The organism is Stutzerimonas decontaminans (assembly GCF_000661915.1).
In the GTDB taxonomy this organism is placed as follows: Bacteria; Pseudomonadota; Gammaproteobacteria; order Pseudomonadales; family Pseudomonadaceae; genus Stutzerimonas; species Stutzerimonas decontaminans.
The window spans coordinates 1,728,008-1,750,744 of sequence record NZ_CP007509.1 but is presented as its reverse complement, the minus strand read 5'-3'; the positions used below and the strand labels follow the sequence as shown (position 1 = coordinate 1,750,744).

Here is a 22,737-nt window from a genome sequence, read left to right as displayed (position 1 = left end):
ACACCCCGGCATTCAAGACTTGGTGCTGCACGCCTTGCAGGTCTTGATTCCCAGCAGCGTATACGCCGGGCAAAAGCGAAAGATGCCAGTGGCCAGCGGCAACAGGCCAATCCAACCCCACACTCCAATCACCCCGGCCAGGCTCAGGCCGATAAGCGCCAAACCGACGATGATGCGCAGTGTCCGATCAATGGTTCCAACGTTGGCTTTCATAATGACCTCCCGGTCAGCAAGTGCGCCGGCGTTCCAGCGCAGAGAACAACAGCATTCCGCCGAGCATGGCGGCTACGAAAAGCACCACTTGCCAGTGGCCGCTCAGCAATACGGCTACGGCCGGCCCTGGACAGATGCCCGCGATGCCCCAGCCCACACCGAAGAGCAGGCTGCCGCCGATAAGGCGTCCATCGAGCTCTCGCTTGGTGGGCAACTGCATCGGAGCGCCAAGCAGCGAGCGTTCACGTTTCCTGGACCAGGTGAAGGGCACAAGTGCCGTGCCTATGGCACCAGCCATGACCAAGGCAAGCGAGGGATCCCAGGCACCAGCCAGATCGAGAAAGCCGATCACCTTGGCGGGATTGGCCATCCCTGAAAGCAGTAACCCCAGGCCGAACAACAGGCCAGCGGCGAATGAAGTCAGTTTGCGCATACTCAGCCCCCCAGAAGATGACGCAGAACAAAGACGGTAATGAAGCCAGCCGTCATGAACATCAGAGTGGCGATGATCGAGCGCGGCGAGAGTCGCGAGATTCCACACACGCCGTGACCACTGGTACAGCCAGCGCCATAGCGCGTGCCGACACCGACCAGCAGCCCAGCTGCTACCAATCCGATCCATCCGGACTGAAACTCCATGACCGGCAAGGAGCCAAACAGCATCCAGAGCAAAGGAGCGAGCAGTAAGCCGAGAAGGAACACCAGCTTTTCGCCGCGACCTTCGGCGCCACGATCCAGGAGACTGGCCAACAGCCCACTGATCCCGGCGATGCGACCATTGAGCAACACGAAAAGACTTGCCGCCGCGCCGATCAGCACGCCCCCGGCGAGTGCGCTCCAAGGTGTGAAATTGCCCCAATCGATAGTCATTGCTGCCCTCTCTCGCAAAACAGCTGGTACAGGGTGGTGATCACGGCCAGCGCCTCAGCGCTACTGATCCGATAGTGGATCTGCTTTCCCTCGCGCCGGGTTGCCACAAGCCCCTCGCGCCGCAGCACAGCAAGTTGTTGCGAAAGGGTCGGCTGCTGGATACCCAGCAACTGCTCGAGCTCAGTGACGTTCCGCTCACCCTGGGACAGCTGGCACAGAAGCAATAGGCGATCAGGGTTTGCCAGTGCCTTCAACAAAGCACCGGCCGAAGCGGCGTTGGCTCGCAGTTGCTCGATATCCAGATCGGGAGTCATGATCGCGGCCGATACGATTAAGTTAAAAACAATATATTTTTTTATATATTGTTATGCAAGTGCTTACCGAAAGAAGTTGGCCCCGGACTTCACCCTCGATAGCATGCCCCTACCCGTATACGATGCAGGCGATCCCAGCTCAGGCCCATCGCCGCCTTCCCTCCCGTGATGTAGAGGTACTCGCATGAATGACCAGACCACGCTCAGCGAATCTGCAGACCTGCAGGATCAACAGCAGGCCATGCTGAAGCGGCTAGCGAGAGTAGAGGGTCAGGTGCGCGGCATTCAGGCGATGATCAAGCGCGGGGAGGATTGCGAGGCGATCGCCCAGCAGTTTTCCGCCGCTCGCAGCGCGCTGGACAAGGCCTATCGGCTGATGCTGACTTGCCTGATCGAGGAGGCCCTGCACGATCAGGCACAGGACACTGGCGAGACACTGGCCAGAGTGCGCGGCATTTTTACCAAGTACACCTGAGGCACGCGCGCCTTCAAGCAGCGTGAACGGCAAGGCGGCCGACTAAGCGCATTCGATGGATGGCCCTGCCGGGACGCGCACCGGCGAGGCGGGCGCCGACCATCAAGCATGAGCTAGTGCGTGCCGCTTCAAATAGCGGCTGGCAGAAACGAAAAAAGCGACCATTAGGTCGCTTTTTCGATCTTCACAACTTCTAAGAAGCCTGAAGAGAATTTGGAGCGGGAAACGAGACTCGAACTCGCGACCCCGACCTTGGCAAGGTCGTGCTCTACCAACTGAGCTATTCCCGCAAATATGGCGTCCCCTAGGGGACTCGAACCCCTGTTACCGCCGTGAAAGGGCGGTGTCCTAGGCCACTAGACGAAGGGGACGCTGCCCGGAAACCTCAACTTCATTCCGGCTTCCAGCGCTCTGCTTAGTGCTTCACGCTGCAAGTGGCGCGCATTTTATGGAGGCCTCCCAGGGTCGTCAAGCATAGTTTGAAAAAATTTTACCGATATAACCAAACGGCAAGCAGAACTATCAGCCACACCGCCGAGCCACTACACTCAGGCCAAAAACCAGCGGCTCGAGAGGTGTAGTTCGTGTCTCCACTAATGATCACAGGATTGATCCTGGCCGGTGTGTTTCTGCTGGTCACCATCGTCTACACCATCCAGATCGTCGAAAAAAGCAATCTGGAAAAAGCCCGGCAGCGAGCAGATCTCAATGATCGTTGCCGTCGGTGCGCCAACTTGTCCGATGGCCTACCAGGTCAGATGATGACGCCAGCTCTCAAGCTGTTGCTCACGCACCTCGAGCTGAACCTGAGCGAGCGCCTGCTACCGCTGGACAAAGGAAACGACAAATTGAGCGCGCGCATCCAGGCATTGCGCAGCGAAGCAGCCAAGGGCGAAGCCATCCAGATAAGCAATCCGCCACGGCAGATACTGACCGAAGCACAGGCCAAGGAAAGCCGCTTCATGCTCGAAGACCTTCATGCGCAGATCGTTCGCGCCACCAAAGAGGGGCTACTGCAGCAAGCCGAGGCCAAGCGTTGGGCGCAGGATATCCAGCGTATGCTGGCGATACTGCACATCGAGTACTTCACCGGCCTGGGCCGACTGGCGCTGCAACAAAACCAGCCCCAGCGCGCGCGCCTGGCCTTCGAGCGAGGCATTCAGCATATCCGCCGCCAGCCTGCACCCGCGCCCTACCAGGCCCAATTGAAGCAACTGGAGGCGCTGCTGGAACACTCCAATGCGCTGGTACTGAAGCATGAACGGCCGTCGGCAGATGAACCAAGCGAGCTGGCCGAAGGGATGAAAGCCTTCGATGACGAAGATCTCTGGAAGAAGAAAAACGTCTACTGATGGCTCGAGCGCCTATCGAGCGCCCTGATCGAGCACCCCACCTATTACGGAGAACCATATGTCGCTCACCGTGTTTGGCGCCCCTCTCTCGCCCTTTGTGCGCAAGGTACGTCTTTGCCTGCTCGAAAAAGGCCTCGAATATCAGCTCGAAACGGTAATGCCCTTCACACCGCCACAATGGTATCTGGAACTCAATCCTCTCGGCCGCATCCCGGCACTCAAGGATGACGATTACACCCTCGCAGACTCGAGCGTGATCTGTCAGTACCTTGAAGAAGCCTATCCGGAGACGACGTGCCTTTACGGCACCAATGCCCAGGAGCGAGGGCGTGTACGCTGGCTGGAAAAGTACGCGGACTACGAACTGGCGCCACTGACTACCTTTGCCATCTTCCGTAATCGCATTCTCAAACCCACATCCGGCCAGCCCTGCAACGAAGAAGCCGTGCAGGCCGCGCTGCAGCAAAAGCTCCCGCCACACTTCGATTATCTGGAGCAGCAGCTCGGTCAGGGGGACTTCTTCGTCGGCGACAGCCTTTCAATGGCGGACATCTCTATCGCCTGCCAGCTGATCAATATGGCGCACGGCGGCGAGCAGCTCGACACCCAACGCTGGCCGGGCCTTGCCGCCCATCATGCGCGGATGCTGGCGCTGCCATCGGTTGAATGCCTGCTACCGGACGAACAGCGCATGAACGCCAAGCTCAAGGAAATGGGCAAGGCCGCTACTGCCTGATCGACGTCTGCCCCCTCAAGGCCCGCTGCCAACACAACGCAGCGGCGCGCCAAGGTGTTTGCAACCCGCGCTCAGCCGCGCGCCTCGAGCAGGCGCTTGCCTACCCATTGGCGGGCGTACTGGTAGGCGCAACGGCCATTACGATTGCCCCGCCCGGTGGCCCAGCGAATCGCATCCTTCTCCAACGCTTCGTCCCAGTCCCACTGCAATTGGGCGCCGCGCGCCAGCGAATCGATCCAGTGGTGCACCACACTGAGGTAATGCTGCTGAGTAAAGGGATAGAACGACAGCCACAGGCCAAAACGATCAGACAGCGCAATCTTGTCTTCCACGGCTTCGTTCGGATGCAACTCCCCGTCGACCATCTGCCAGTTCTCGTTATCGCTCTGACGCTCCGGAACCAGATGCCGGCGATTGGAGGTCGCGTACAACAACACGTTTTGCGGTGCTCGCTCCAGCGATCCGTCGAGCACACTCTTGAGCACCCGATAGTCGCCCTCTCCCGCTTCGAACGAGAGATCGTCACAGAACAGCACGAACGCCTGCTGCAGCTCAGCGAGCTGCTCCACCACCCGAGGAAGATCCGCCAGGTGGTCACGCTCGATCTCGACCAGGCGGAGCCCACGTCCGGCATATTCGGCCAATAGGGCACGGATCAACGAGGACTTGCCCGTGCCTCGGGCGCCCCAGAGCAACACATGATTGGCCGGCAGCCCATCTACGAACTGGCGGGTGTTGGCTGCCAGCAGATCGCGCTGGCGATCGACACCGATCAGGTCCGCGAGGCTCAGGTCCAGACTGACCTCCAGCGGCGCCAAAAAGCCCCTGCGAGCATCCCGCTGCCAGCGCGCCGCCAATGTGCACCCCCAATCGATCACCGGTGGCTGCGTGGGCAACAGCGGCTCGATACGTACCAGCAAATCCTCGGCACGCTGCAAGAAGGCCTTCAACTCGACATCCATTGGATCACTCCAGATACGAAAAGGCCCGGCTTGACCGGGCCGAACAATACCCAACTAAAACATCTCGCGCGTTTGATCCGCGGCAATCACAGCAACGCTTCGATTTCCGCCGCCAGCGCCTGCGGCGCAGTACGGGAGGCATAACGCCTGACTGTCCTACCCTGATCGGAGATTAGGAACTTGGTGAAATTCCACTTGATCGCCTTGCTACCCAGAAGGCCAGGCGCGCGCTTCTTCAGTTCGATAAACAGCGGGTGCGCCTCCCCGCCGTTGACTTCGACCTTGGCGAACAGCGGAAAAGAGACGCCAAAACGCCGCTCGCAGAACGCGGCTATCTCCTGTTCAGCGTCCGGTTCCTGTCGGCCGAACTGATTGCAAGGGAAGCCGAGCACTACCAATCCGCGTTCGCCATAACGCTGCCACAGCTCCTCCAGCCCCTTGTACTGCGGCGTGAAGCCACACTGGCTGGCGGTGTTCACCACCAGCAGCACCTTGGCGCCGAAGTCGGCAAGCGTCTTTGTCTCGCCCTCGATGGTGACACAGGGGATATCCAGCAATGGATCGTGCATGCGCGGCTCCTTGCGACCGACGAGACTTCAGGCCTCGCGCGGTTTCAGGTTGAGAGAGGCTGAATTGATGCAGTAGCGCAATCCGGTTGGCTTCGGGCCGTCAGGAAATACATGACCAAGATGGGCATCGCAGCGCGCGCATCTGACCTCGATCCGGTGCATACCGTGACTGAAATCGTCCAGGCTGGCGATCGCTGTATCACTAACGGGCTGGAAGTAACTGGGCCAACCACAGCCGGAGTCGAACTTGGCGTCTGCATCGAACAGCGGCGCGTCACAACAGGCGCAATGGTAGATGCCGGGCGTCTTTGTGTCGTTGTACTTACCGGTGAAGGGCCGCTCTGTGGCGCCCAGCCGGCAAATTTGGAACTGTTCATCGGACAGCTCCTCGCGCCAGACGTCGAGCGGTTTTTCCAGCTTATCCATCGATACACTCCTCAGCTCAAAAAAGGCCGATCTGTACCTTTTCCGGTGGTCGGGGCGCACGTATCATGCGTCCCTCTTCGACGCCTAGTCTGGCAGCGGGGTTTCCGACTGCCAAGGCGCCCGGGTTCATGCCAAGCGCGGCCAGCCATTTCCGGAACTGGCGCGTTTTCACTTCGGGACACTCAGGATCATGCAGGTCAGCAAATCGAACAAGCTCGCCAATGTCTGTTACGACATCCGTGGGCCCGTGCTCAAGCACGCCAAACGCCTGGAAGAGGAAGGCCATCGCATCCTCAAGCTGAACATCGGCAACCCGGCGCCGTTCGGTTTCGAAGCACCGGAGGAAATCCTCCAGGACGTGATCCGCAATCTGCCAACTGCACAAGGCTATAGCGACTCGAAAGGCCTGTTCAGCGCCCGCAAGGCGATCATGCAGTACTACCAGCAGAAGCAGGTGGAAGGCGTCGGCATCGAGGATATCTACCTGGGTAACGGGGTGTCCGAGCTGATCGTCATGTCCATGCAGGCCTTGCTGAATAATGGCGACGAAGTGCTGATTCCCGCCCCGGACTACCCACTGTGGACTGCAGCGGTCAGCCTGGCTGGCGGCAAGCCCGTGCATTACCTCTGCGATGAACAGGCCAACTGGTGGCCTGACTTGGCCGACATCAAGGCAAAAATCACGTCAAACACCAAAGCACTGGTGCTGATCAACCCGAACAATCCCACCGGCGCGGTCTATCCGAAGGAAGTGCTCGAAGGCATGGTGGAACTGGCACGCCAGCACAAGCTGGTGCTGTTCTCCGACGAGATCTACGACAAGATCCTCTATGACGATGCGGTGCACATCTCCACCGCCTCACTGGCGCCGGACGTGCTCTGCCTGACGTTCAACGGCTTGTCCAAGTCCTACCGGGTTGCCGGCTTCCGTTCGGGCTGGGTGGCGATCTCTGGCCCCAAACACAGGGCACAGAGCTATATCGAAGGCCTGGACATCCTCGCCAACATGCGTTTGTGTGCCAACGTGCCATCGCAGCACGCGATACAGACCGCACTCGGCGGCTATCAGAGCATCAACGACCTGATTCTGCCCCCGGGCCGCCTGCTCGAGCAGCGTAACCGCACCTGGGAACTACTCAACGACATCCCGGGCATCAGTTGCGTCAAGCCCATGGGCGCGCTGTATGCGTTTCCCCGGATCGACCCAAAGATCTGCCCGATCCACAACGATGAAAAATTCGTGCTCGACCTGCTTCTGGCTGAGAAGCTGCTGATTGTTCAGGGCACCGCGTTCAACTGGCCGTGGCCTGATCACTTCCGCGTGGTCACCTTGCCCCGCGTAGATGATCTGGAGCAGGCCATCGGCCGCATCGGCAACTTCCTCAAGACTTACCAGCAGTAGCGCCGATGGATCTGCAGATTGACGATTTCTACAAGGACGCAGCGGGCGGCCTGCTCATGCTCTACCAGGCTTTCCCGCGCAAGGTTGCGCTGTACATCGAAGATCTGATCGGTCGGGAAGAGCCGGATGAATTCGGCCTTCCCTCCAAACGCCACCAAAGCTGCCTGGGCGCCATGCTCTGGCTAGCCGAAGAAGGCTATATCCGCTTCGACAGCACCATTCAGTTCCAGGCCCTGGACCAGGCGGTGCTCACCGAGAAAGCCTTCATGCGCCTGACACGGGCAGTGCCGGGGCAGATGACCAGCGACCTCAGCCTACCCCTCAGCATCCTGCGCATTCAGGCCAGTCTCGCCCACCAGCTTCGTACCGCCATCAAGGACGGGCACGGCGAGCGCATTGCCCAGCTTGCCCGTTTGCTGTTCGAAAACGACTCCGGCGCGCCGTTGCACTCCAGCCTGTCCGGGCAGGCGACATAGCTTGAAATAGTCGCTCGGTTGAATAGCTCAAGGGCGCACCTTATATAGCCTATCGTTCTTCAATTCCTACCCGGAGTCTGCCGCAACATGATGCGCATTTTCTTGTTCCTGGCCACCAACCTTGCGGTACTGGTCATCGCCAGCATCACCCTGAAACTTCTTGGGGTCGATCGCTATACCGGCCAGAACTACGGCAGCCTGCTGGTCTTCTGCGCGGTCTTCGGCTTCGCGGGCTCGCTGATTTCGCTGTTCATCTCCAAGTGGATGGCGAAGATGAGCACCCGCACCGAAATCATCAGCCAGCCGCGCACCCGTCACGAGCAGTGGCTGCTGCAAACCGTCGAGCAATTGTCGCGCGAAGCAGGCATCAAGATGCCGGAGGTCGGCATCTTCCCGGCCTATGAGGCCAACGCCTTTGCCACCGGTTGGAACCGCAACGATGCACTGGTGGCGGTCAGCCAGGGGCTGCTCGAGCGCTTCTCGCCGGATGAGGTGAAAGCGGTGCTTGCCCACGAGATCGGCCACGTGGCCAACGGCGACATGGTGACCCTGGCGCTGATCCAGGGTGTGGTGAATACCTTCGTGATGTTCTTCGCTCGTATCTTTGGCAACTTTGTCGACAAGGCCATCCTGAAGAATGAGGACGGCCACGGCATTGGCTACTTTGTCGCGACTATTTTTGCTGAACTGGTACTGGGCCTGCTCGCCAGCATTATCGTCATGTGGTTCTCGCGCAAACGTGAATACCGTGCCGACGAGGCCGGTGCTCAACTGGCCGGCACCAACGCCATGATCGGCGCCTTGCAGCGCCTGCGCGCCGAACAGGGTATGCCGGTCCACATGCCCGACACCCTCAAGGCATTCGGCATCAACGGCTCACTGAAGCATGGCCTGGCCGGGCTGTTCATGACTCACCCACCGCTGGAAGATCGCATCGAAGCCCTGCGCCAGCGCGGCTGAGAGCAGCAAACGCAGCAAGGGCGACGCAAGTCGCCCTTTTTATTTGTCTACGTAATCTCATCCTGCGCCCAAGGAACTGCCATGCGTCGCCTCATATTCGCCTGCTGCGCCCTCCTCACCCTCATTGGCTGTCAGAGCGCCTACTACTCGGCCATGGAGAAGGCCGGCATTCATAAGCGCGACATTCTGGTCGACCGAGTGGAAGATGCCCGTGACTCCCAACAGCAAGCCAAGCAACAGTTCAAGGACGCCCTGGAGCGCTATCGCAGTGTCGTCGAGGTCAAGGGCGGTGACCTGGAGAAGCGTTATGACGCACTCAACAGAGAGTACGAAGCCAGCGTGGCAAGCGCCCGCGATGTTCGACTTCGCATCGAGGCGGTCGAAGACGTGGCTGACGCGTTATTCAAGGAGTGGGAAAGCGAGCTCAAGCAATACAGCAACGCCAGCCTGAAAGTCGCCAGCGCAAAGGAACTAAGCCGTACCAGAGCCGAATACCGGACCCTGCTTCAGCGCATGAAGGCGGCCGAGAAGCGCATCGATCCGGTGCTTAGCGTACTGCGCGACCAGGTCCTGTTTCTCAAGCACAACCTCAATGCCCGCGCGATCAGCGCATTGCACGGCGAATACCGAACGCTGCAGGGCAATGTCGACCAGCTGATGGCGGACATGCAGCGCGCCATCGACGAAGCCGACACTTTCATTCGCCGCTTACAGGCCGACAGCTGATCGTTTCAACGTTACCTGCGTCGGGTCATACCCGCCGTTGTAGCCAATGGAAGTGCTCCTCGAGGCGCGTCAGGCCGCGCTCGCGCATCTTGGGATTACGCTGCAGTACCTCCTTGGCTTCCAGCAGCTCCACGTTCCATTCAGAGGCATACAGATCGCTCACTTCGCCGCGACTCACGGCGAAGGGCGGGCCGTCCATCTCCGCCTGGTCATAGTCCAAGGTGACCAATAGCTGCTGACAACCGGTCGGCAGGATGGCCGACAGAAGCGCCGCATAGCGCTGACGCATCGGCGGGGGCAGTGCGATCAGCGCAGCGCGGTCGTAGACAGCCCGGCACCCGACGACATCGGCCGCGCTAAGCGCGAAAAAATCTCCGCAACGAATTTCCAACGCACCGGAGCGATAAATCCTGAACGGCCCGCTCTGGGATACTTCAGCTTCGAGCTGCTGCTCCGAAAAGAACGTTTGGACGGCCTTCTCGCTCAGCTCCACCCCCACGACCTTAAACCCTTGCCCGGCAAGCCAAACCATATCCAGGCTCTTGCCACACAGCGGCACCAGCACCGTCGCACCCTCGGATAGAGCAAGTCGCGACCAGTGACGGCGCAATCCAGGATGAACATCGTCAAGGTGAAAACCGATCTCGTTGCGAGCCCAGCGCTCCTGCCAGAAGTCTTTATGCACCTGGAATTCTCCATCATGAGGTTGGCGGCAGCTTATCAGAGCGACGTTGAGCGAAGCGCGGTCAGCTCGCGTAGAGCGATGCTTCGACATCCACTCCAGCATCGCGCATCTGTGCCAGTTTGTAGCGCAGCGTGCGCGCGCTGATTCCCAGCCGATCAGCCGTCTCCTTGCGGCGCCCGCGCTCGGCACGCAAGGTATCGATGATCAGCTGGAACTCACGACGACGTAGATCATCGCCCAAGGCCGAACCCGCTCCGCTCTCCGAGGCAGGCTCCTCACACGGCTGCGCCACGCTGGACCCGACCGGCATGCTCGCGACACCATCCAGGCCCGCTAGGCAAAGGTCCTGAGGCTGGATCACTCCGCCCTGCTGCAGAATCAAGGCCCGCTGTATCGCATTGTCCAGTTCGCGCACGTTTCCTGGCCACGCATACTCGACCAGGCAGCGCTGCGCCTCAGCCGAGAGCCGCGCAGGGGCCTGGCGCATCTTCCGTGCATGGCTGGCCAACAGGCGCTCGGCCAGTGGCAAAACATCCGCCGGGCGCTGCCGCAGCGGCGACCATGCCAGGGGGAAGACTGACAGCCGGTAATAGAGATCCTCACGGAAGCGACCTGCCGCAACCTCACCGGCGAGGTCACGGTTGGTGGTGGCGAGCACGCGAATATCCAGAGCAATAGGTCGCCGGCCACCGACTCGCTCCACCTCGCGCTCCTGCAGCACGCGCAGCAGCTTCGCCTGCAGACCCAGCGGCATCTCGGATATTTCGTCGAGCAACAAGGTGCCGCCATCGGCCTGTTCGAACTTGCCCGGCCGGCTGGCGATCGCGCCAGTGAAAGCGCCTTTTTCGTGCCCGAACAGGGTCGCCTCGAGCATGTTGTCCGGAATCGCAGCACAATTGATGGCGATGAATGGCTTGCCGTATCTAGGCGACTGCTGGTGGATATAGCGCGCCAGCACCTCCTTGCCCGTGCCGGACTCACCGGAGATCAGCACTGTCGAGTCACTTTGCGCCACCCGCCGAGCAAGACTCAGCAATTGTTGGCTGGATGGCTCAAGCGCCACCGGCCCTTCCGCCTCGGAGGTACCAATAGTGCCGTTCACGTGCCGCCCCAACAGTTCAAGCAAAGTACCTGGCTCGAATGGCTTGACCAGATAATCGACAGCGCCCAAGCGCATCGCGTCCACCGCCCTCGTTACAGCACCAAAGGCAGTCATCAGCAGCACAGGCACCTGTGGGTAGCGTTGCCGTACCAGCGCAAGCAGCTCGTGGCCGTCCATGCCAGGCATGTTCACGTCACTGATGATCATGCCAAATGGCTCTTCCTGCAGCGCACACAAGGCCGCTTCAGCGCAATCGACGCCACGGTACTCGTAGCCACCCAGCTGCAGCGTGATACCGAGGGCTTCGCGCAAGGCGTGATCGTCTTCGACCAGCAGTATCGTGGCAGTCATACAGGTCATCCCGGTTTGTGAGTGGCTGGAATCAGCGGCAGGCTCATCAGCGCACAGGTCCCGCGCCCGGGCCGCGATTGCAACTGCAGATCACCTTGATGGGCTCTGGCAACGGCCTTGGCCACTGCCAGCCCGAGGCCGGTTCCCGTAGTTCGGGTAGTAAAAAATGGCTCCCCCAACCGTCCCAGCGTTTCGGCATCAATGCCTCTACCGCGGTCGCTTATGCAGATCCGCAACGTTTCTTCGCGGCGATACAGGTGCACCTTCAGACGCGGGCCCCCAACGCTCGCTTGTAGCGCATTCTCGATGAGATTGAGCAATGCCCCGACCAACGTATCGCGATTGCACAACACCTCCACCCCCTGCACGTCACACTGCCAGCGCACGCTGACGCCCTGCAGACGTGGCTCGCCGGCCGAACGCAGCGCCGACAACAGCGCAACCGGACTCAGTCGGTCGTTCAGCGGCAGATCACCGCGGGCGAAGATCAGCATGTCACGGACCTGATGCTCCAGTTCATGCAGGCGAGCCTTGAGGCTACCGGCGAAGCGCTGCTGTTGCTGTTCGCTCAGGCCACCCTGTTCGAGGTGACTGGCATATAGCAACGCGGTGGACAGCGGCGTGCGAATCTGGTGGGCAAGCGAAGCCACCATTCGCCCTAGCGACGACAGCCGTTCATGGCGCGCCAGCTGATCCTGGAGGCGACGGGTCTCGGTAAGGTCGGTGAGCAGCACCAGCTGACCAGGTTCCCCGGCAAGCGAGCGCGTAGCGATCGATAGGCGGCGACCATTGCGTAGCGAGATCTCGTGCCCGTCGTCCCGCCGCGGCGCAAAACAGCGGCCAATCACCTCGCGCCAGGGGTGCCCCACGAGTGGCTCGCCCAACAGCTCAAGACCAACAGGGTTCGCATCGCGCACCACACCCTGCCCATCGATCACGATGACGCCACCTGGCAGCAGGTCGAGAACGCTCTGCAATCGCTGCGCGAGACGCTCTTTCTCCTCCAGCTCCTGTCGTCGAAGCTCGCCGGCCTCGGCAAGTTGCCCCTTGAGCTCGGCGACGCGTACCTGCAACAGCTCTTCGGATTCACCGAGCTGCCCGGAGACCTGGCGAAAGAGCTCGAGTGATCGAGTCAGCGCCAGCACATCTGGGGCATCGAGTGAACTCTCGGATGGCTTGGTGACGGAATTCACGGGTCGCTTGCGCCTGTCAAAAGAAAGTCGGTTGACGGGGACCAGCAATCTTCGTGCCCACCACTCAGCACTTCCCAGCGCCCGTCATCGACACGACCAGGCCAAAACGAAAAAGGCCACCTGATCCAGGTGGCCTTTTTTGAAACGCATTTTTAGAATCGCCTAGCAGCGTGCTAGTCGCCCATATCGTCGTCGCGACGATTCATACCGTACTTACGCATTTTCTCGACCAGCGTGGTCCGCCGAATCCTTAGCCGTTCCGCGGCCCGAGCCACCACGCCGCCTGCGTCTTCAAGAGCCTGATGAATAAGGCCCTGCTCCAGATTGCCGAGGTACTCCTTGAGGTCCAGCCCTTCGGTCGGCAGCATCGCCTGCGCTTCGGGTACGACCATGGGCGCGCTAATTGCTGCACGCTCTTCCATTTCATCGTGCAGGCTTGTTGCGTATTGCTCGTCGTCGTCATCGACGTGGCGGAATTTCTTCGGCAGCTCCATCACACCGATGACCCCATAGGGATGCATGATCGCCATGCGCTCCACCAGATTCGCCAGCTCGCGGACGTTGCCCGGCCAATCGTGCCGACACAGCGACATGATTGCCGCTGAATTGAATCGGATAGAGCCGCGCTTTTCATGCTCCATTCGCGAGATCAGCTCGTTCATCAGCAGCGGAATATCTTCGACACGCTCCCGTAGTGGCGCCATCTCGATTGGGAAGACATTCAAGCGGTAGTAGAGATCCTCGCGGAAGGTCCCCTCCTCGATCATCTTCTCCAAATCTTTATGCGTCGCCGCGATGATACGGACATCGGCATTCTGCGTGCGGTTGCTGCCGACTCGCTCGAAGGTGCGCTCCTGCAAAACCCGCAGCAGCTTGACCTGCATGGGCAGCGGCATATCGCCGATTTCATCGAGAAAAAGCGTGCCGCCTTCTGCAAGCTCGAAGCGGCCTGCACGTGCAGTGATGGCCCCGGTAAAGGCGCCCTTCTCGTGGCCGAAGAGCTCGCTTTCCAGCAACTCCGCCGGGATTGCCCCGCAGTTGACGGGCACGAAGGGCCCCTGACGCCGCTTCGAGTGATAGTGCAGATTTCGCGCGACCACTTCCTTGCCGGTACCGGATTCGCCAAGAATCAGTACGCTAGCCTCCGTATCAGCGACCTGCTCCATCATCTGCCGGACATGCTGTACCGCTCGACTGGTACCGACCAGGCTACGAAAGAGATTGGGCTCGCGCTGTCGACCCCGGGACTTGGCCTGATCGTACATTTCACGATAAATCTGAGCGCGATGCAGGGAGTCGAGCAGCTTGTTATAGCTAGGCGGCATTTCCAGGCTGGTGAGCACTCGACGGCGAACATCGTCCGGCCAGTCGGCATGGGCTGGCTCGCCGATGAGCATCAGTGGGACATTTTCATCCCATTTGCCCATCTGCTTGATCAGTTCGACGGCTCCGCCTTTGGAGGACACATCACCCAGCATAACGCCATTGACGACGCGGCTGGATTCCAGACCGGCGACAGCGCCCTGCCACTCGCTGCTGGAGCAAGCCAAATGATCTTCACTGAGAAAATTCAGAATGACTGCCAAGTCGCGGCGGCGGTCGTGATCATCATCTATCAACAAAATCTTGGTTTCACGCCACATCTTGTTTATAGGGCTCTATAGAGGCTGAAAGAAAGCCTGCGCTCGCATCCATGGAAGAACGGCGATCACACTCATGGCAGATGGGCGTAGATTAATGAAAAAATGAACTGAGTCAAATTTATGGCGTGAATTAGCGACCAAAGAACGAGCTTAAAATCAACACCCTGTGCGATATCGCAGCGTTGACGTAGGCAGGTTCGACGCACGATGGCAGCTATAGCCGCTATTTAAGGCGCAATAAGTACCACGTAATCGCTGACCAACGGTTTGATAGCGACCTAATGACACATACTTTGTAATGATAAAACCAGGAGCTTGAGCGCGCCCGTTGCTCGGACGACGATATGGAAATAGCTGCCTGGTTAGGTAGTTGGCAAGCGTCAAGCGAACAGCTGGTAGACCTTGGCGCCTTGTTGGGATTGGCTTAGCTGACGCAGTTCGCCTGCGACTCGCGCCTGCTCGATCTGACAGGTCATCACCAACTCCCCATAGAGATCAAGCAGTTCCTGCAGACGCTGACGGACCATGCTGCTATCGCGCTCGTGGGCTCGCATCGCCTCCTCCACCGCATTACGGCATTCGCGATCGAGCATGCCTATTGCGGCCCAGTCCTGATGATTCAGCGCATCGCGCAGAGCGGTGCCGGTTTCTTCGAGGCGCTTGACGGAAGCATTCATGATCGACTCCGGGGCATAAGCCCGATGAGGCGGCGTGGGCCGAACCAGCTGGGAACATTGCGAAGCAACGGTGCTAGTTAGTTATCGGCAATCGCCGAGTGGCCTTTAGGCTGAAGCGCTAAAAGTTGTCCTGCCACTGCGACCAGCCATCCCATCAGTAGCGATCACGCAACCCTGGAGGCACGCTGGGGGGTGCAACTGGTTCCCAAGGGCCTTCTGGACGTCCGGCACAAAACCAATCGCCGTCCCACCGGTAGTACAGTCGCTCCCGATAGAAGAGATCGCGACCTTCAACGACGTAGACCCCCAAGCGATTGTCCCAGTGCGCCGCAACATGCGGTGGAGGGGCGTAACGAGGGTGGCTTCGCTGGGTAGCTGGAGCCCGCGGAGCAGGCGGCGCCTTAATAGGTGGAGGGGCGATCACCGGGCCGCTTGGCTCGGGCGTGCGCGGGGTCGGTGCGGGCACTGGCCCCTGCGGTGCGGAATCATAGGGAGTGCCTGCACAGGCGCCGAGCAACAGCGTCAATCCGAGCAGCATAGCCCGCTGACCAAATCGCACAAGCGTAAGCGGGGGTGCTGCCGGTAACCTGTTCATCTACACCTCATGAGCAATCAGGGAGCCTCGGCGCGGTCAATCACCAGGCGCACGGGGCTGTGCTCACCCTCTGTGTCGAGCGCTTCGCTTTGACCCATCCATTCCCCTTTTGTTGCATCACCGGATCGCGAGACTCGCGCCATCACCATGACCTGCTCGACACTGGATATCTTCATTGATGGAACCATCGCGTCGGCGTCGCCAAGCGTAATGGTCGCAGGCAGATCGGCGATTACCAGACGCTTGGCCGCTAGCGGAACCGGCGGCCCTGATACTGCCCGAACGAAAACGAACACCGCATCCTGTGGTGATACGGCCGCGGCTACTGTCGGGTCCAACGCTACCTGGATCTGCAGCGTGGCCCCTGCCGCGTCGCTAGCCGCCTGACCTTGCTCGGCTGCGGGCTCGCCATCGATCTGCTGCCGGGCACGTTCGATACCGCCACGGATAGCTTCACGCGAAGGGTCTTGCTCGGGGAGCGCCGCGACCAGCTGCTCCCAGAAACGTACCGCATCCTGATAACGCGACTCCTCGAACGCGGCAATACCGAGCAGACCAAGGCTAGTCAGCTCCTGCGGATCGCCCTGCAGCGCTTCGTCAGTCAGCGCTTGCAACTGCTCGGACCACTGCCGGTCACGCGCGAAGTACAGCGCCTGGGCCCACTGGCCAAGGAGCTCAGGCTGGCGGCCGGCGATTTCCACAACGCGCGCGAACGCCTTGGCTGCATCACCTGGCCGCTCCTGATTCATGTAAGTGCGGCCCAGGAAATACCAGGCTTCAGCCGATTCCGGCTGTTCCTGTACAGCCTGTTCCAAATGCGCTGTCATTTCTTCAACGGTGCGCGGCTGCTCCGAAAACTGGCGAGCCATCTGTACTTTGTCTATGGAGCCCCAGTGCGCGTAGAGCCCATAGCCCACCAACGGCACCAGCACCGCGGCGATCAGCGGCACGCTGCGGCCCAGCTTGGCAATTCTTGGCCTGTCGCTGCCCTCGGTATCCTCCAGGAGCTCGCGCGCCGCGTCCGCACGGCCAGCATCCAGCTGTTCGTCACTCAAGGTTCCGGCACCGTGCTGAGCTACGAGCTCGCCCAGACGTTCTTCGTACAGAGCGACATTCAGCGCGGTACGGTCTTCTTCGGCTTGGGCACGACGGCCGTGAAGAATAGGTACCAGCAGGAAAGCCAATGCCACCAGCAGCAAAGCGCCAGCGGCTATCCAAAAATCGGTCATGAGTCTTTTTTATCCAGAAGCTGGGCGAGACGTTCGCGCTCGGTCTCGGAAAGAGTGTTCGCTGCAGGAGCCTTCTCGACTCGACGGCGGCGCACCAAGATGACGGTCAACACGCCGAAACCCAGCACCAGCAATCCAGCTGGCCCATACCAGAGCAACAAGGTCTTCGCGTTTACCGGCGGGTTGTAACGGACGAAGTCGCCATAGCGATCGACCAGATAGTCGACGATCTGGTCGTTGCTTCGGCCCTCCTCCAGCATGCGGAAGATTTCCTGGCGCAGGTCCATGGCGATCGGCGCATTGGAGTCGGCAATGTTCTGATTCTGGCACTTGGGGCAGCGCAGTTCTTCAGTCAGGGTGCGATAGCGCTCGCGCTCGGCCTCATCCCTGAATTCGTAGGTATCAATCGCGGCCTGGGCCGTCGTGGCCAGAAAAAGACCAAGCAGCGCGCCATGGATCAGTCGTTTCATTCGTCCACCAGCTCCTGATAGAGCGCTGCCAGCTGTTCGCGCCAAACACGATCGTCGATCACCCCAACAAATTTGTGTCGAATGATGCCCTGCTTGTCGATCAGAAACGTCTCGGGTGCGCCATAGACGCCCAGGTCCAGGCCGAGGCTACCGCGCTCGTCGCGAATGTTCAGTTGATAAGGGTCATGAAATTCGTTCAGCCACTTCAGCGCCGCGGCATTGTCGTCCTTGTAATTGACCCCATGAATAACCACGCCTTGGGCAGCCAGGCGGTTCAACACCGGATGTTCGACCTTGCAGGCGACGCACCAGGTTGCCCACACGTTGACCAGCGCCGGCTTGCCCTTGAGGTCAGCAGCGGTGATGACGCGCTGCTCGTCTTCCACCGAAGGCAACGAAAACTCGGGGAGCGGCTTGCCGATCAGTGCCGAAGGCAGCTCGGAAGGATCGAGAAACAGGCCGCGATAAAGGAACACTGCAACCACCAGGAAAATCACCAGCGGCAGCAACATCAGCAATCTTTTCACATCAGGCTCCTTGTGCGGCCATGCCCAGCGCTTCACGCACGCGGGTCTTGACCTTGACTCGATAACGACGATCACTCGCCGCCAGCACACCGCCAAGCCCCATCATCAGCGCTCCGAGCCAGATCCAGCGAACGAAGGGTTTGATGTGAACGCGCACTGCCCACGCCCCATCACCCAGCGGCTCACCCAGCGCGACATAGAGGTCGCGGGTGAATCCGGCATCAATACCCGCCTCGGTCATCGGCATCTGTTGCACGGTGTACAGGCGCTTTTCCGGGTGCAGCGTGGCGATCTGCTTGTTCCCGTCGAGCACGCGAATGGTCGCCTTGTCCGAAGTGAAGTTCGGTCCTTCGTGATGTACGGCGCCCTCGAAGACAAACTCATAGCCCCCCAGGGACAGCGATTCGCCAGGCGCCAGACGAAGATCCCGCTCGGCGCTTTGGTGGCTGGTGAGTACCACGCCGATCGCGCAGACCGCCAACCCGAGGTGCGCCAGATGCATGCCCCAGTAGCTGGGTGCCAGACTTCGCATACCCTTGAACAAGCCCTTGTGGCGCGTCTTGTCCAGCAGATCACGAATGCCGGCTATCACAACCCAGGCCGCCAACAGCGACACCGCGAGCACTGCCCAATTGAAGTCGCCGAACAGCAAGGAGCCGAGGCCGCCGAGTACTACGCTGGTGATCAACACCGGCGTAAGCATGCCGAGCAGCCACTTAAGCGGTGTGTCCTTCCAGCGGACCAGGATGCCAACGCCCAGCGTCACCATCAGCGCGCCAATCAGCGGTACGAACATGGCATTGAAGTACGGAGGCCCGACGGAAAGCTTGGCACCGGACAATGCATCCAGCAGCAGCGGATAGAGCGTGCCGAGCAGAATCATGGCCGTCGCGACGACGAGCAGCAGGTTGTTGACCAGCAGCAGGGTTTCGCGCGACCAGAGACCGAAGCCAACCTGGCTCTTGACCACCGGAGCGCGCAGAGCGAACAGCGTCAGCGAGCCACCAACGACCATCAGCAGGAACACCAGAATGAACACGCCGCGTTCGGGGTCGGTAGCAAACGCGTGCACCGACGTGAGTACCCCGGAGCGGACCAGGAAGGTACCCAGCAGGCTCAGCGAGAACGCCGCGATTGCCAGCAACACGGTCCAGCTCTTGAACACGCCGCGCTTCTCGGTCACCGCAAGCGAATGAATCAGCGCCGTGCCGACCAGCCAGGGCATGAAGGAGGCGTTTTCCACCGGGTCCCAGAACCACCAACCACCCCAGCCGAGCTCGTAGTAGGCCCACCAGGAGCCCAGCGCAATACCCAGGCCGAGGAAGGCCCAGGCAACGAGTGTCCACGGGCGCGACCAGCGCGCCCAGGCGGCGTCCAGGCGACCGCCGAGCAACGCAGCAATTGCGAAAGCGAACGCCACCGAGAAGCCCACGTACCCCATGTAAAGCATGGGCGGGTGGACGATCAAACCGAAATCCTGCAGCAATGGATTAAGGTCACGTCCATCCATTGGCACCTGCGGAAGCAGCCGCTCGAAGGGGTTCGAGGTGACGATAAGGAACAACAGGAAACCAATGCTGATCAAGCCCATCACGCCGAGCACTCGCGCCAGCATGTCTTCCGGCAGCTGACGGGAAAAGATCGCCACGGCGAAGGTCCAGCCGGCCAGGATGAAGGCCCAGAGCAACAAGGAACCTTCATGCGCACCCCAGACGGCACTGAACTTGTAATACCAGGGCAGAGCACTGTTGGAGTTATGGGCTACATAGGCGACAGAAAAGTCATCGACCATGAAGGCATAGGTCAGGCAGGCGAAGGAGAAGCCGAGAAAGGCGAACTGTCCCCAGGCCGCCGGTTGCGCCAGCCCCATCCATTGCCGATCGCCGCGCCAGGCACCGATCAGTGGGAGCGTGGCCTGGACCACAGCCAGGCACAGCGCGAGGATCATCGCCAGATGGCCAAGCTCGGGAATCATTTCGCGTACTCCTGCTTGCCACCTTCGTAGTGCTTCATCATGCCGCTCTTCTCCAGCGCCTGAGTGACCTCTGGTGGCATGTAGTTCTCGTCGTGCTTGGCCAGCACTTCGTCAGCCACCAGCACACCGTCAGCGTTGACCCTCCCCAGCGCGACGATGCCCTGCCCTTCGCGGAACAGGTCCGGGAGAATTCCCTGGTAGGTGATGGTGATCGCCTGGGCACCGTCAGTGACACGGAAAGCGACGCTGAGCGAGTCGTTGGTACGCTTCACCGAGCCCTCTTCGACCAGGCCTCCGGCGCGAATCCGGGTGCCCTCTGGGGCTTCCCCCGCTGCGATCTGGGTCGGCGTGTAGAACAGGTTGATGTTCTGCTGCAGAGCGGACAACGCCAGCGCCACGGCGATACCGACACCAGCGAGAATCGCCAGGACGATGAAAAGACGCTTCTTGCGCACCGGATTCACTTCGACTCCTCCCGGCGCAAACGACGCGCCTCATCTTGCAGGTAACGCCGACGAGCCAGCACGGGCAACGCGACGTTGAGAATCAGGACAGCCAGGCTGATGCCGTAAGAGGTCCAGACGTACACGCCATGATTGCCCATGGCGATGAAATCGGCGAAGGACGAAAAGTTCACGAGTTGTTTCCTACCAGAGCCTTGACCTCGTTCTTCACCCAGCTGGCGCGCGATTCGCGGCGCAGCACTTCCAGGCGCATGCGCATCAGCAGCACCACGGTAAAGAAGCAGTAGAAGCCAATCACCATCACCAGCAGCGGCAGCCACATTTCCACTGGCATTGCCGGTTTCTCGGTGACGGTAAATGTCGCCGGCTGGTGCAGCGTGTTCCACCACTCCACCGAATACTTGATGATCGGGATGTTCACCACTCCGACGATGGCCAGCACAGCGCACGCCTTGGCCGCGCTGTCACGATTGCTGATTGCCTGTCCGAGCGCAATGATGCCGAAGTACAGAAACAGCAGGATAAGCATCGAGGTCAGCCGCGCGTCCCATACCCACCAGGCGCCCCATGTCGGCTTGCCCCAGACCGCGCCGGTCAGCAGGGCGATGAAGGTCATCCAGGCGCCGATGGGTGCAGCCTGCTGCAGAGCCACATCCGCCAGTTTCATCTTCCAGACGAGCCCAACCACGCCCGCCACTGCGAGCATCACGTAGATCGACTGAGCGAGAAACGCAGCTGGCACGTGGATATAGATGATCCGGAAACTGTTGCCCTGCTGGTAATCCTCGGGCGCGAACGCCAGCCCCCAGACCACACCGACGCTGACCAGCAACACAGCTGCCCAGGCCAGCCAGGGCAGCCAGCGGCCGCTGATCTCGTAGAACCATTTGGGTGAGCCCAGCTTGTGAAACCATGTCCAGTTCATCGGATGACTCGTCGTCCAGCGAGACCTTTCAATGCAGGCCCCAAGATTCGTTACATCGACCGGGCGTGAGCGCCGGCCATCTGGGTATGTCGCTATTCGCCGACGCTGATCTTCAGCCCGGCAGCTATCGCAAAAGGTGTAAGGGTAACGGCCAGCGCAGTCAGGCTGGCCAGCCAGAGCAGATGCCCGACTGCCGGCAGGCCCTGCAGCGCCGCTTGCAGCGCGCCGCTGCCGAGAATCAATACCGGGATGTAAAGAGGCAGAATGAGCAATGCCAGTAGCAGCCCGCCGCGCTTGAGCCCTACTGTCAGCGCCGCACCAACCGCACCGAGAAGACTCAGGATCGGCGTACCGAGCAACAGCGAAATCAGCAGCACCGGAATGGTCCCAAGCGGCAGCCCCAACATCAAGCCCAAAAGTGGCGCCAGCAGGACCAGCGCCAGTCCTGAAAATGCCCAGTGTGCCAGCACTTTGGCGAGGACGAGGAGCGCGAGAGGGTGCGGCGAAACGACCCACTGCTCAAGCGAGCCATCCTCGAAATCGCTGCGAAACAGGCCGTCCAACGAAAGCAACACCGCCAGCAACGCCGCGACCCAGACCAAGCCAGGTGAAATGGTTTGCAGAAGTTGCGTTTCCGGCCCAACCGCCAAAGGGAACAACGCAATGACGATGGCAAAGAACACCAGCGGGTTGGCCAACTCGGCCGGGCGGCGGAACAATAGCCGCGTCTCACGTGCCAACAACAATGTGAATACGCTGCTCATGCGGCCCGTAGTCCCAGATCCAGCTCACGATAGCCGGCAGGCTTTTCCGTCAGACTGTGGTGAGTGGTCAGCACGACCAGGCCGCCCTGCTCGCAGTGCGTTGCCAGATGTTTCTCCAACTGCGCCACGCCATGCTTGTCGAGGGCAGTAAAGGGTTCGTCGAGAATCCACAACGGCGGTGGCGAGAGATAAAGGCGCGCAAGACCCACGCGACGCTGCTGTCCGGCAGAGAGCGTGTGGCACGGGACGTCTTCGAAACCGCGCAGTCCAACTTCGGCGAGCGCGTGCCATATGGCTTCGCGACTGGTCGGCTGATGCAATGCACAGAGCCAGGTGAGATTCTCTTCTGCCGTCAGCAAACCCTTGATTCCGGCGGCGTGGCCGATCCACAACAGGTTGCGCGCCAGTTCGCCACGCTGGAGATTGAGTGACTGTCCGTTGAGTAATACTTCGCCAGCAGTTGGTTGCATCAGTCCGCAGAGCAAACGCAGGAGACTGGTCTTGCCGCTGCCGTTGGGCCCAGAAATCTGCAACATCTCGCCGCTCTCAAGGCGCAGATCGAGCTTGTCGAACAGCAGGCGCCAATCCCGCTCGCAAGCGAGCGCTACAGCTTCGAGGAAGGGAGTTGACACGCTAGCGACACCTCAAGATGAAAA

At 60.3% G+C, this 22,737-nt stretch carries 29 protein-coding genes and 2 tRNA genes; 7 read left to right on the top strand and 24 right to left on the bottom strand.

All coding sequences use genetic code 11. The features are described from left to right. Positions 1 to 12 precede the first annotated feature (12 nt). The 4 genes from UIB01_RS08270 to UIB01_RS08255 are packed head-to-tail and all read right to left on the bottom strand — an operon-like array spanning position 13 to position 1,397. Positions 13 to 213, bottom strand: a complete 201-nt coding sequence (locus UIB01_RS08270; protein WP_038658766.1) for a YgaP family membrane protein — start codon at positions 211 to 213, stop codon at positions 13 to 15. 13 nt (positions 214 to 226) lie between these two features. Continuing rightward, the gene (locus tag UIB01_RS08265; protein ID WP_038658763.1) at positions 227 to 646 is read right to left on the bottom strand and encodes a YeeE/YedE family protein; all 420 of its coding nucleotides are present in this window, start codon (positions 644 to 646) and stop codon (positions 227 to 229) included. Positions 647 to 648: 2 nt separating this feature from the next. After that, entirely contained in the window at positions 649 to 1,083 is a 435-nt protein-coding gene (locus tag UIB01_RS08260; RefSeq protein ID WP_038658760.1) for a YeeE/YedE family protein, read from the bottom strand. After that, positions 1,080 to 1,397 carry an ArsR/SmtB family transcription factor gene (locus tag UIB01_RS08255; protein ID WP_038658757.1) on the bottom strand — a complete coding sequence of 106 codons (318 nt, stop codon included), beginning with the start codon at positions 1,395 to 1,397 and terminating at the stop codon, positions 1,080 to 1,082. The genes UIB01_RS08260 and UIB01_RS08255 overlap by 4 nt, the downstream gene beginning before the upstream one ends. Before the next feature lie 184 nt (positions 1,398 to 1,581). Here UIB01_RS08255 and UIB01_RS08250 point away from each other — a divergent pair, with 184 nt between their 5' ends. Next, positions 1,582 to 1,872, top strand: coding sequence for a metal-sensing transcriptional repressor (locus tag UIB01_RS08250; RefSeq protein ID WP_038658753.1), 291 nt, complete (start codon positions 1,582 to 1,584; stop codon positions 1,870 to 1,872). A gap of 214 nt (positions 1,873 to 2,086) precedes the next feature. Here the strand turns inward: UIB01_RS08250 and UIB01_RS08245 are convergent. Both UIB01_RS08245 and UIB01_RS08240 read right to left on the bottom strand, forming a co-directional pair. Beyond that, positions 2,087 to 2,162, bottom strand: a tRNA-Gly gene (locus UIB01_RS08245). Between the two features lie 5 nt (positions 2,163 to 2,167). Next, positions 2,168 to 2,243 (bottom strand) — tRNA-Glu (locus tag UIB01_RS08240). Between the two features lie 225 nt (positions 2,244 to 2,468). Between UIB01_RS08240 and UIB01_RS08235 the strand changes: the two genes are divergently transcribed. Further along, a complete protein-coding gene (locus UIB01_RS08235; RefSeq protein WP_038658751.1) occupies positions 2,469 to 3,224 on the top strand; it encodes a hypothetical protein in 756 nt (251 codons plus the stop codon). A 58-nt stretch (positions 3,225 to 3,282) separates the two neighbouring features. After that, positions 3,283 to 3,960: a glutathione S-transferase family protein gene (locus UIB01_RS08230; protein ID WP_038658748.1), complete on the top strand. Its 678-nt coding sequence runs from the start codon at positions 3,283 to 3,285 to the stop codon at positions 3,958 to 3,960. Between the two features lie 71 nt (positions 3,961 to 4,031). Here the strand turns inward: UIB01_RS08230 and UIB01_RS08225 are convergent, their stop codons facing one another. The 3 genes from UIB01_RS08225 to msrB all read right to left on the bottom strand — a co-directional run bounded on the left by UIB01_RS08225 (position 4,032) and on the right by msrB (position 5,917). After that, the gene (locus UIB01_RS08225) at positions 4,032 to 4,922 is read right to left on the bottom strand and encodes an ATP-binding protein (RefSeq protein ID WP_038658745.1); all 891 of its coding nucleotides are present in this window, start codon (positions 4,920 to 4,922) and stop codon (positions 4,032 to 4,034) included. A gap of 86 nt (positions 4,923 to 5,008) precedes the next feature. After that, positions 5,009 to 5,491 carry a glutathione peroxidase gene (locus UIB01_RS08220; RefSeq protein ID WP_038658742.1) on the bottom strand — a complete coding sequence of 161 codons (483 nt, stop codon included), beginning with the start codon at positions 5,489 to 5,491 and terminating at the stop codon, positions 5,009 to 5,011. 27 nt (positions 5,492 to 5,518) lie between these two features. Beyond that, the gene (gene msrB / locus UIB01_RS08215) at positions 5,519 to 5,917 is read right to left on the bottom strand and encodes a peptide-methionine (R)-S-oxide reductase MsrB (RefSeq protein ID WP_038658738.1); all 399 of its coding nucleotides are present in this window, start codon (positions 5,915 to 5,917) and stop codon (positions 5,519 to 5,521) included. 190 nt (positions 5,918 to 6,107) lie between these two features. Here msrB and UIB01_RS08210 point away from each other — a divergent pair, with 190 nt between their 5' ends. From UIB01_RS08210 to UIB01_RS08195, 4 genes are all read left to right on the top strand, one after another. Further along, on the top strand, positions 6,108 to 7,319 hold the full coding sequence (locus tag UIB01_RS08210) for a pyridoxal phosphate-dependent aminotransferase (protein WP_038658735.1): 1,212 nt from the start codon (positions 6,108 to 6,110) through the stop codon (positions 7,317 to 7,319). Between the two features lie 5 nt (positions 7,320 to 7,324). Then, positions 7,325 to 7,795 carry a hypothetical protein gene (locus UIB01_RS08205; protein WP_038658732.1) on the top strand — a complete coding sequence of 157 codons (471 nt, stop codon included), beginning with the start codon at positions 7,325 to 7,327 and terminating at the stop codon, positions 7,793 to 7,795. An 87-nt stretch (positions 7,796 to 7,882) separates the two neighbouring features. Next, complete coding sequence (gene htpX / locus UIB01_RS08200; RefSeq protein WP_038658729.1) at positions 7,883 to 8,755, top strand: protease HtpX; 873 nt, start codon at positions 7,883 to 7,885, stop codon at positions 8,753 to 8,755. Between the two features lie 81 nt (positions 8,756 to 8,836). Beyond that, positions 8,837 to 9,481, top strand: coding sequence for a DUF2959 domain-containing protein (locus UIB01_RS08195; protein ID WP_038658727.1), 645 nt, complete (start codon positions 8,837 to 8,839; stop codon positions 9,479 to 9,481). A gap of 25 nt (positions 9,482 to 9,506) precedes the next feature. Here the strand turns inward: UIB01_RS08195 and UIB01_RS08190 are convergent, their stop codons facing one another. From UIB01_RS08190 to ccmA, 15 genes are all read right to left on the bottom strand, one after another. Continuing rightward, a complete protein-coding gene (locus tag UIB01_RS08190; protein WP_038658724.1) occupies positions 9,507 to 10,166 on the bottom strand; it encodes a thiopurine S-methyltransferase in 660 nt (219 codons plus the stop codon). A gap of 61 nt (positions 10,167 to 10,227) precedes the next feature. Next, positions 10,228 to 11,619 (bottom strand): sigma-54-dependent transcriptional regulator, encoded by a 1,392-nt coding sequence (locus UIB01_RS08185; protein WP_038665538.1) that lies wholly within the window; start codon positions 11,617 to 11,619, stop codon positions 10,228 to 10,230. Positions 11,620 to 11,624: 5 nt separating this feature from the next. Continuing rightward, positions 11,625 to 12,812: a sensor histidine kinase gene (locus UIB01_RS08180; protein ID WP_038658721.1), complete on the bottom strand. Its 1,188-nt coding sequence runs from the start codon at positions 12,810 to 12,812 to the stop codon at positions 11,625 to 11,627. A 173-nt stretch (positions 12,813 to 12,985) separates the two neighbouring features. Next, positions 12,986 to 14,455 carry a sigma-54 dependent transcriptional regulator gene (locus UIB01_RS08175; RefSeq protein ID WP_038658718.1) on the bottom strand — a complete coding sequence of 490 codons (1,470 nt, stop codon included), beginning with the start codon at positions 14,453 to 14,455 and terminating at the stop codon, positions 12,986 to 12,988. A 380-nt stretch (positions 14,456 to 14,835) separates the two neighbouring features. Next, entirely contained in the window at positions 14,836 to 15,132 is a 297-nt protein-coding gene (fliT, locus tag UIB01_RS08170) for a flagellar protein FliT (RefSeq protein WP_038658716.1), read from the bottom strand. Between the two features lie 154 nt (positions 15,133 to 15,286). Beyond that, positions 15,287 to 15,727 carry a hypothetical protein gene (locus UIB01_RS23400; RefSeq protein ID WP_080695061.1) on the bottom strand — a complete coding sequence of 147 codons (441 nt, stop codon included), beginning with the start codon at positions 15,725 to 15,727 and terminating at the stop codon, positions 15,287 to 15,289. 17 nt (positions 15,728 to 15,744) lie between these two features. Next, complete coding sequence (gene ccmI / locus UIB01_RS08165) at positions 15,745 to 16,956, bottom strand: c-type cytochrome biogenesis protein CcmI (protein WP_038658713.1); 1,212 nt, start codon at positions 16,954 to 16,956, stop codon at positions 15,745 to 15,747. Further along, the gene (locus UIB01_RS08160) at positions 16,953 to 17,426 is read right to left on the bottom strand and encodes a cytochrome c-type biogenesis protein (RefSeq protein ID WP_038658710.1); all 474 of its coding nucleotides are present in this window, start codon (positions 17,424 to 17,426) and stop codon (positions 16,953 to 16,955) included. The genes ccmI and UIB01_RS08160 overlap by 4 nt, the downstream gene beginning before the upstream one ends. Beyond that, positions 17,423 to 17,953 (bottom strand): DsbE family thiol:disulfide interchange protein, encoded by a 531-nt coding sequence (locus UIB01_RS08155; RefSeq protein ID WP_038658707.1) that lies wholly within the window; start codon positions 17,951 to 17,953, stop codon positions 17,423 to 17,425. Before UIB01_RS08155 ends, UIB01_RS08160 begins: the two co-directional genes overlap by 4 nt. Position 17,954: 1 nt before the next feature. Beyond that, the gene (locus UIB01_RS08150) at positions 17,955 to 19,928 is read right to left on the bottom strand and encodes a heme lyase CcmF/NrfE family subunit (RefSeq protein ID WP_038658703.1); all 1,974 of its coding nucleotides are present in this window, start codon (positions 19,926 to 19,928) and stop codon (positions 17,955 to 17,957) included. Then, positions 19,925 to 20,392 (bottom strand): cytochrome c maturation protein CcmE, encoded by a 468-nt coding sequence (ccmE, locus tag UIB01_RS08145; protein ID WP_038658700.1) that lies wholly within the window; start codon positions 20,390 to 20,392, stop codon positions 19,925 to 19,927. The genes UIB01_RS08150 and ccmE overlap by 4 nt, the downstream gene beginning before the upstream one ends. Next, positions 20,389 to 20,565: a heme exporter protein CcmD gene (gene ccmD, locus UIB01_RS08140; RefSeq protein WP_003299561.1), complete on the bottom strand. Its 177-nt coding sequence runs from the start codon at positions 20,563 to 20,565 to the stop codon at positions 20,389 to 20,391. The genes ccmE and ccmD overlap by 4 nt, the downstream gene beginning before the upstream one ends. Next, entirely contained in the window at positions 20,562 to 21,317 is a 756-nt protein-coding gene (locus UIB01_RS08135) for a heme ABC transporter permease (protein ID WP_003299562.1), read from the bottom strand. The genes ccmD and UIB01_RS08135 overlap by 4 nt, the downstream gene beginning before the upstream one ends. A 92-nt stretch (positions 21,318 to 21,409) precedes the next feature. Next, positions 21,410 to 22,081 (bottom strand): heme exporter protein CcmB, encoded by a 672-nt coding sequence (ccmB, locus tag UIB01_RS08130; protein WP_015276603.1) that lies wholly within the window; start codon positions 22,079 to 22,081, stop codon positions 21,410 to 21,412. Continuing rightward, entirely contained in the window at positions 22,078 to 22,713 is a 636-nt protein-coding gene (gene ccmA / locus UIB01_RS08125; RefSeq protein WP_038658695.1) for a cytochrome c biogenesis heme-transporting ATPase CcmA, read from the bottom strand. The genes ccmB and ccmA overlap by 4 nt, the downstream gene beginning before the upstream one ends. Positions 22,714 to 22,737 lie beyond the last annotated feature (24 nt).

Excerpts from the sequence above, each read along its gene's own strand:
- UIB01_RS08270 (WP_038658766.1), bottom strand. The coding sequence starts at position 213 with ATGAAAGCCAACGTTGGAACCATTGATCGGACACTGCGCATCATCGTC.
- UIB01_RS08265 (WP_038658763.1), bottom strand. The coding sequence starts at position 646 with ATGCGCAAACTGACTTCATTCGCCGCTGGCCTGTTGTTCGGCCTGGGG.
- UIB01_RS08260 (WP_038658760.1), bottom strand. The coding sequence starts at position 1,083 with ATGACTATCGATTGGGGCAATTTCACACCTTGGAGCGCACTCGCCGGG.
- UIB01_RS08255 (WP_038658757.1), bottom strand. The coding sequence starts at position 1,397 with ATGACTCCCGATCTGGATATCGAGCAACTGCGAGCCAACGCCGCTTCG.
- UIB01_RS08250 (WP_038658753.1), top strand. The coding sequence starts at position 1,582 with ATGAATGACCAGACCACGCTCAGCGAATCTGCAGACCTGCAGGATCAA.
- UIB01_RS08235 (WP_038658751.1), top strand. The coding sequence starts at position 2,469 with ATGATCACAGGATTGATCCTGGCCGGTGTGTTTCTGCTGGTCACCATC.
- UIB01_RS08230 (WP_038658748.1), top strand. The coding sequence starts at position 3,283 with ATGTCGCTCACCGTGTTTGGCGCCCCTCTCTCGCCCTTTGTGCGCAAG.
- UIB01_RS08225 (WP_038658745.1), bottom strand. The coding sequence starts at position 4,922 with ATGGATGTCGAGTTGAAGGCCTTCTTGCAGCGTGCCGAGGATTTGCTG.
- UIB01_RS08220 (WP_038658742.1), bottom strand. The coding sequence starts at position 5,491 with ATGCACGATCCATTGCTGGATATCCCCTGTGTCACCATCGAGGGCGAG.
- msrB (WP_038658738.1), bottom strand. The coding sequence starts at position 5,917 with ATGGATAAGCTGGAAAAACCGCTCGACGTCTGGCGCGAGGAGCTGTCC.
- UIB01_RS08210 (WP_038658735.1), top strand. The coding sequence starts at position 6,108 with ATGCAGGTCAGCAAATCGAACAAGCTCGCCAATGTCTGTTACGACATC.
- UIB01_RS08205 (WP_038658732.1), top strand. The coding sequence starts at position 7,325 with ATGGATCTGCAGATTGACGATTTCTACAAGGACGCAGCGGGCGGCCTG.
- htpX (WP_038658729.1), top strand. The coding sequence starts at position 7,883 with ATGATGCGCATTTTCTTGTTCCTGGCCACCAACCTTGCGGTACTGGTC.
- UIB01_RS08195 (WP_038658727.1), top strand. The coding sequence starts at position 8,837 with ATGCGTCGCCTCATATTCGCCTGCTGCGCCCTCCTCACCCTCATTGGC.
- UIB01_RS08185 (WP_038665538.1), bottom strand. The coding sequence starts at position 11,619 with ATGACTGCCACGATACTGCTGGTCGAAGACGATCACGCCTTGCGCGAA.
- UIB01_RS08175 (WP_038658718.1), bottom strand. The coding sequence starts at position 14,455 with ATGTGGCGTGAAACCAAGATTTTGTTGATAGATGATGATCACGACCGC.
- fliT (WP_038658716.1), bottom strand. The coding sequence starts at position 15,132 with ATGAATGCTTCCGTCAAGCGCCTCGAAGAAACCGGCACCGCTCTGCGC.
- UIB01_RS23400 (WP_080695061.1), bottom strand. The coding sequence starts at position 15,727 with ATGAACAGGTTACCGGCAGCACCCCCGCTTACGCTTGTGCGATTTGGT.
- ccmI (WP_038658713.1), bottom strand. The coding sequence starts at position 16,956 with ATGACCGATTTTTGGATAGCCGCTGGCGCTTTGCTGCTGGTGGCATTG.
- UIB01_RS08160 (WP_038658710.1), bottom strand. The coding sequence starts at position 17,426 with ATGAAACGACTGATCCATGGCGCGCTGCTTGGTCTTTTTCTGGCCACG.
- UIB01_RS08150 (WP_038658703.1), bottom strand. The coding sequence starts at position 19,928 with ATGATTCCCGAGCTTGGCCATCTGGCGATGATCCTCGCGCTGTGCCTG.
- UIB01_RS08135 (WP_003299562.1), bottom strand. The coding sequence starts at position 21,317 with ATGAACTGGACATGGTTTCACAAGCTGGGCTCACCCAAATGGTTCTAC.
- ccmB (WP_015276603.1), bottom strand. The coding sequence starts at position 22,081 with ATGAGCAGCGTATTCACATTGTTGTTGGCACGTGAGACGCGGCTATTG.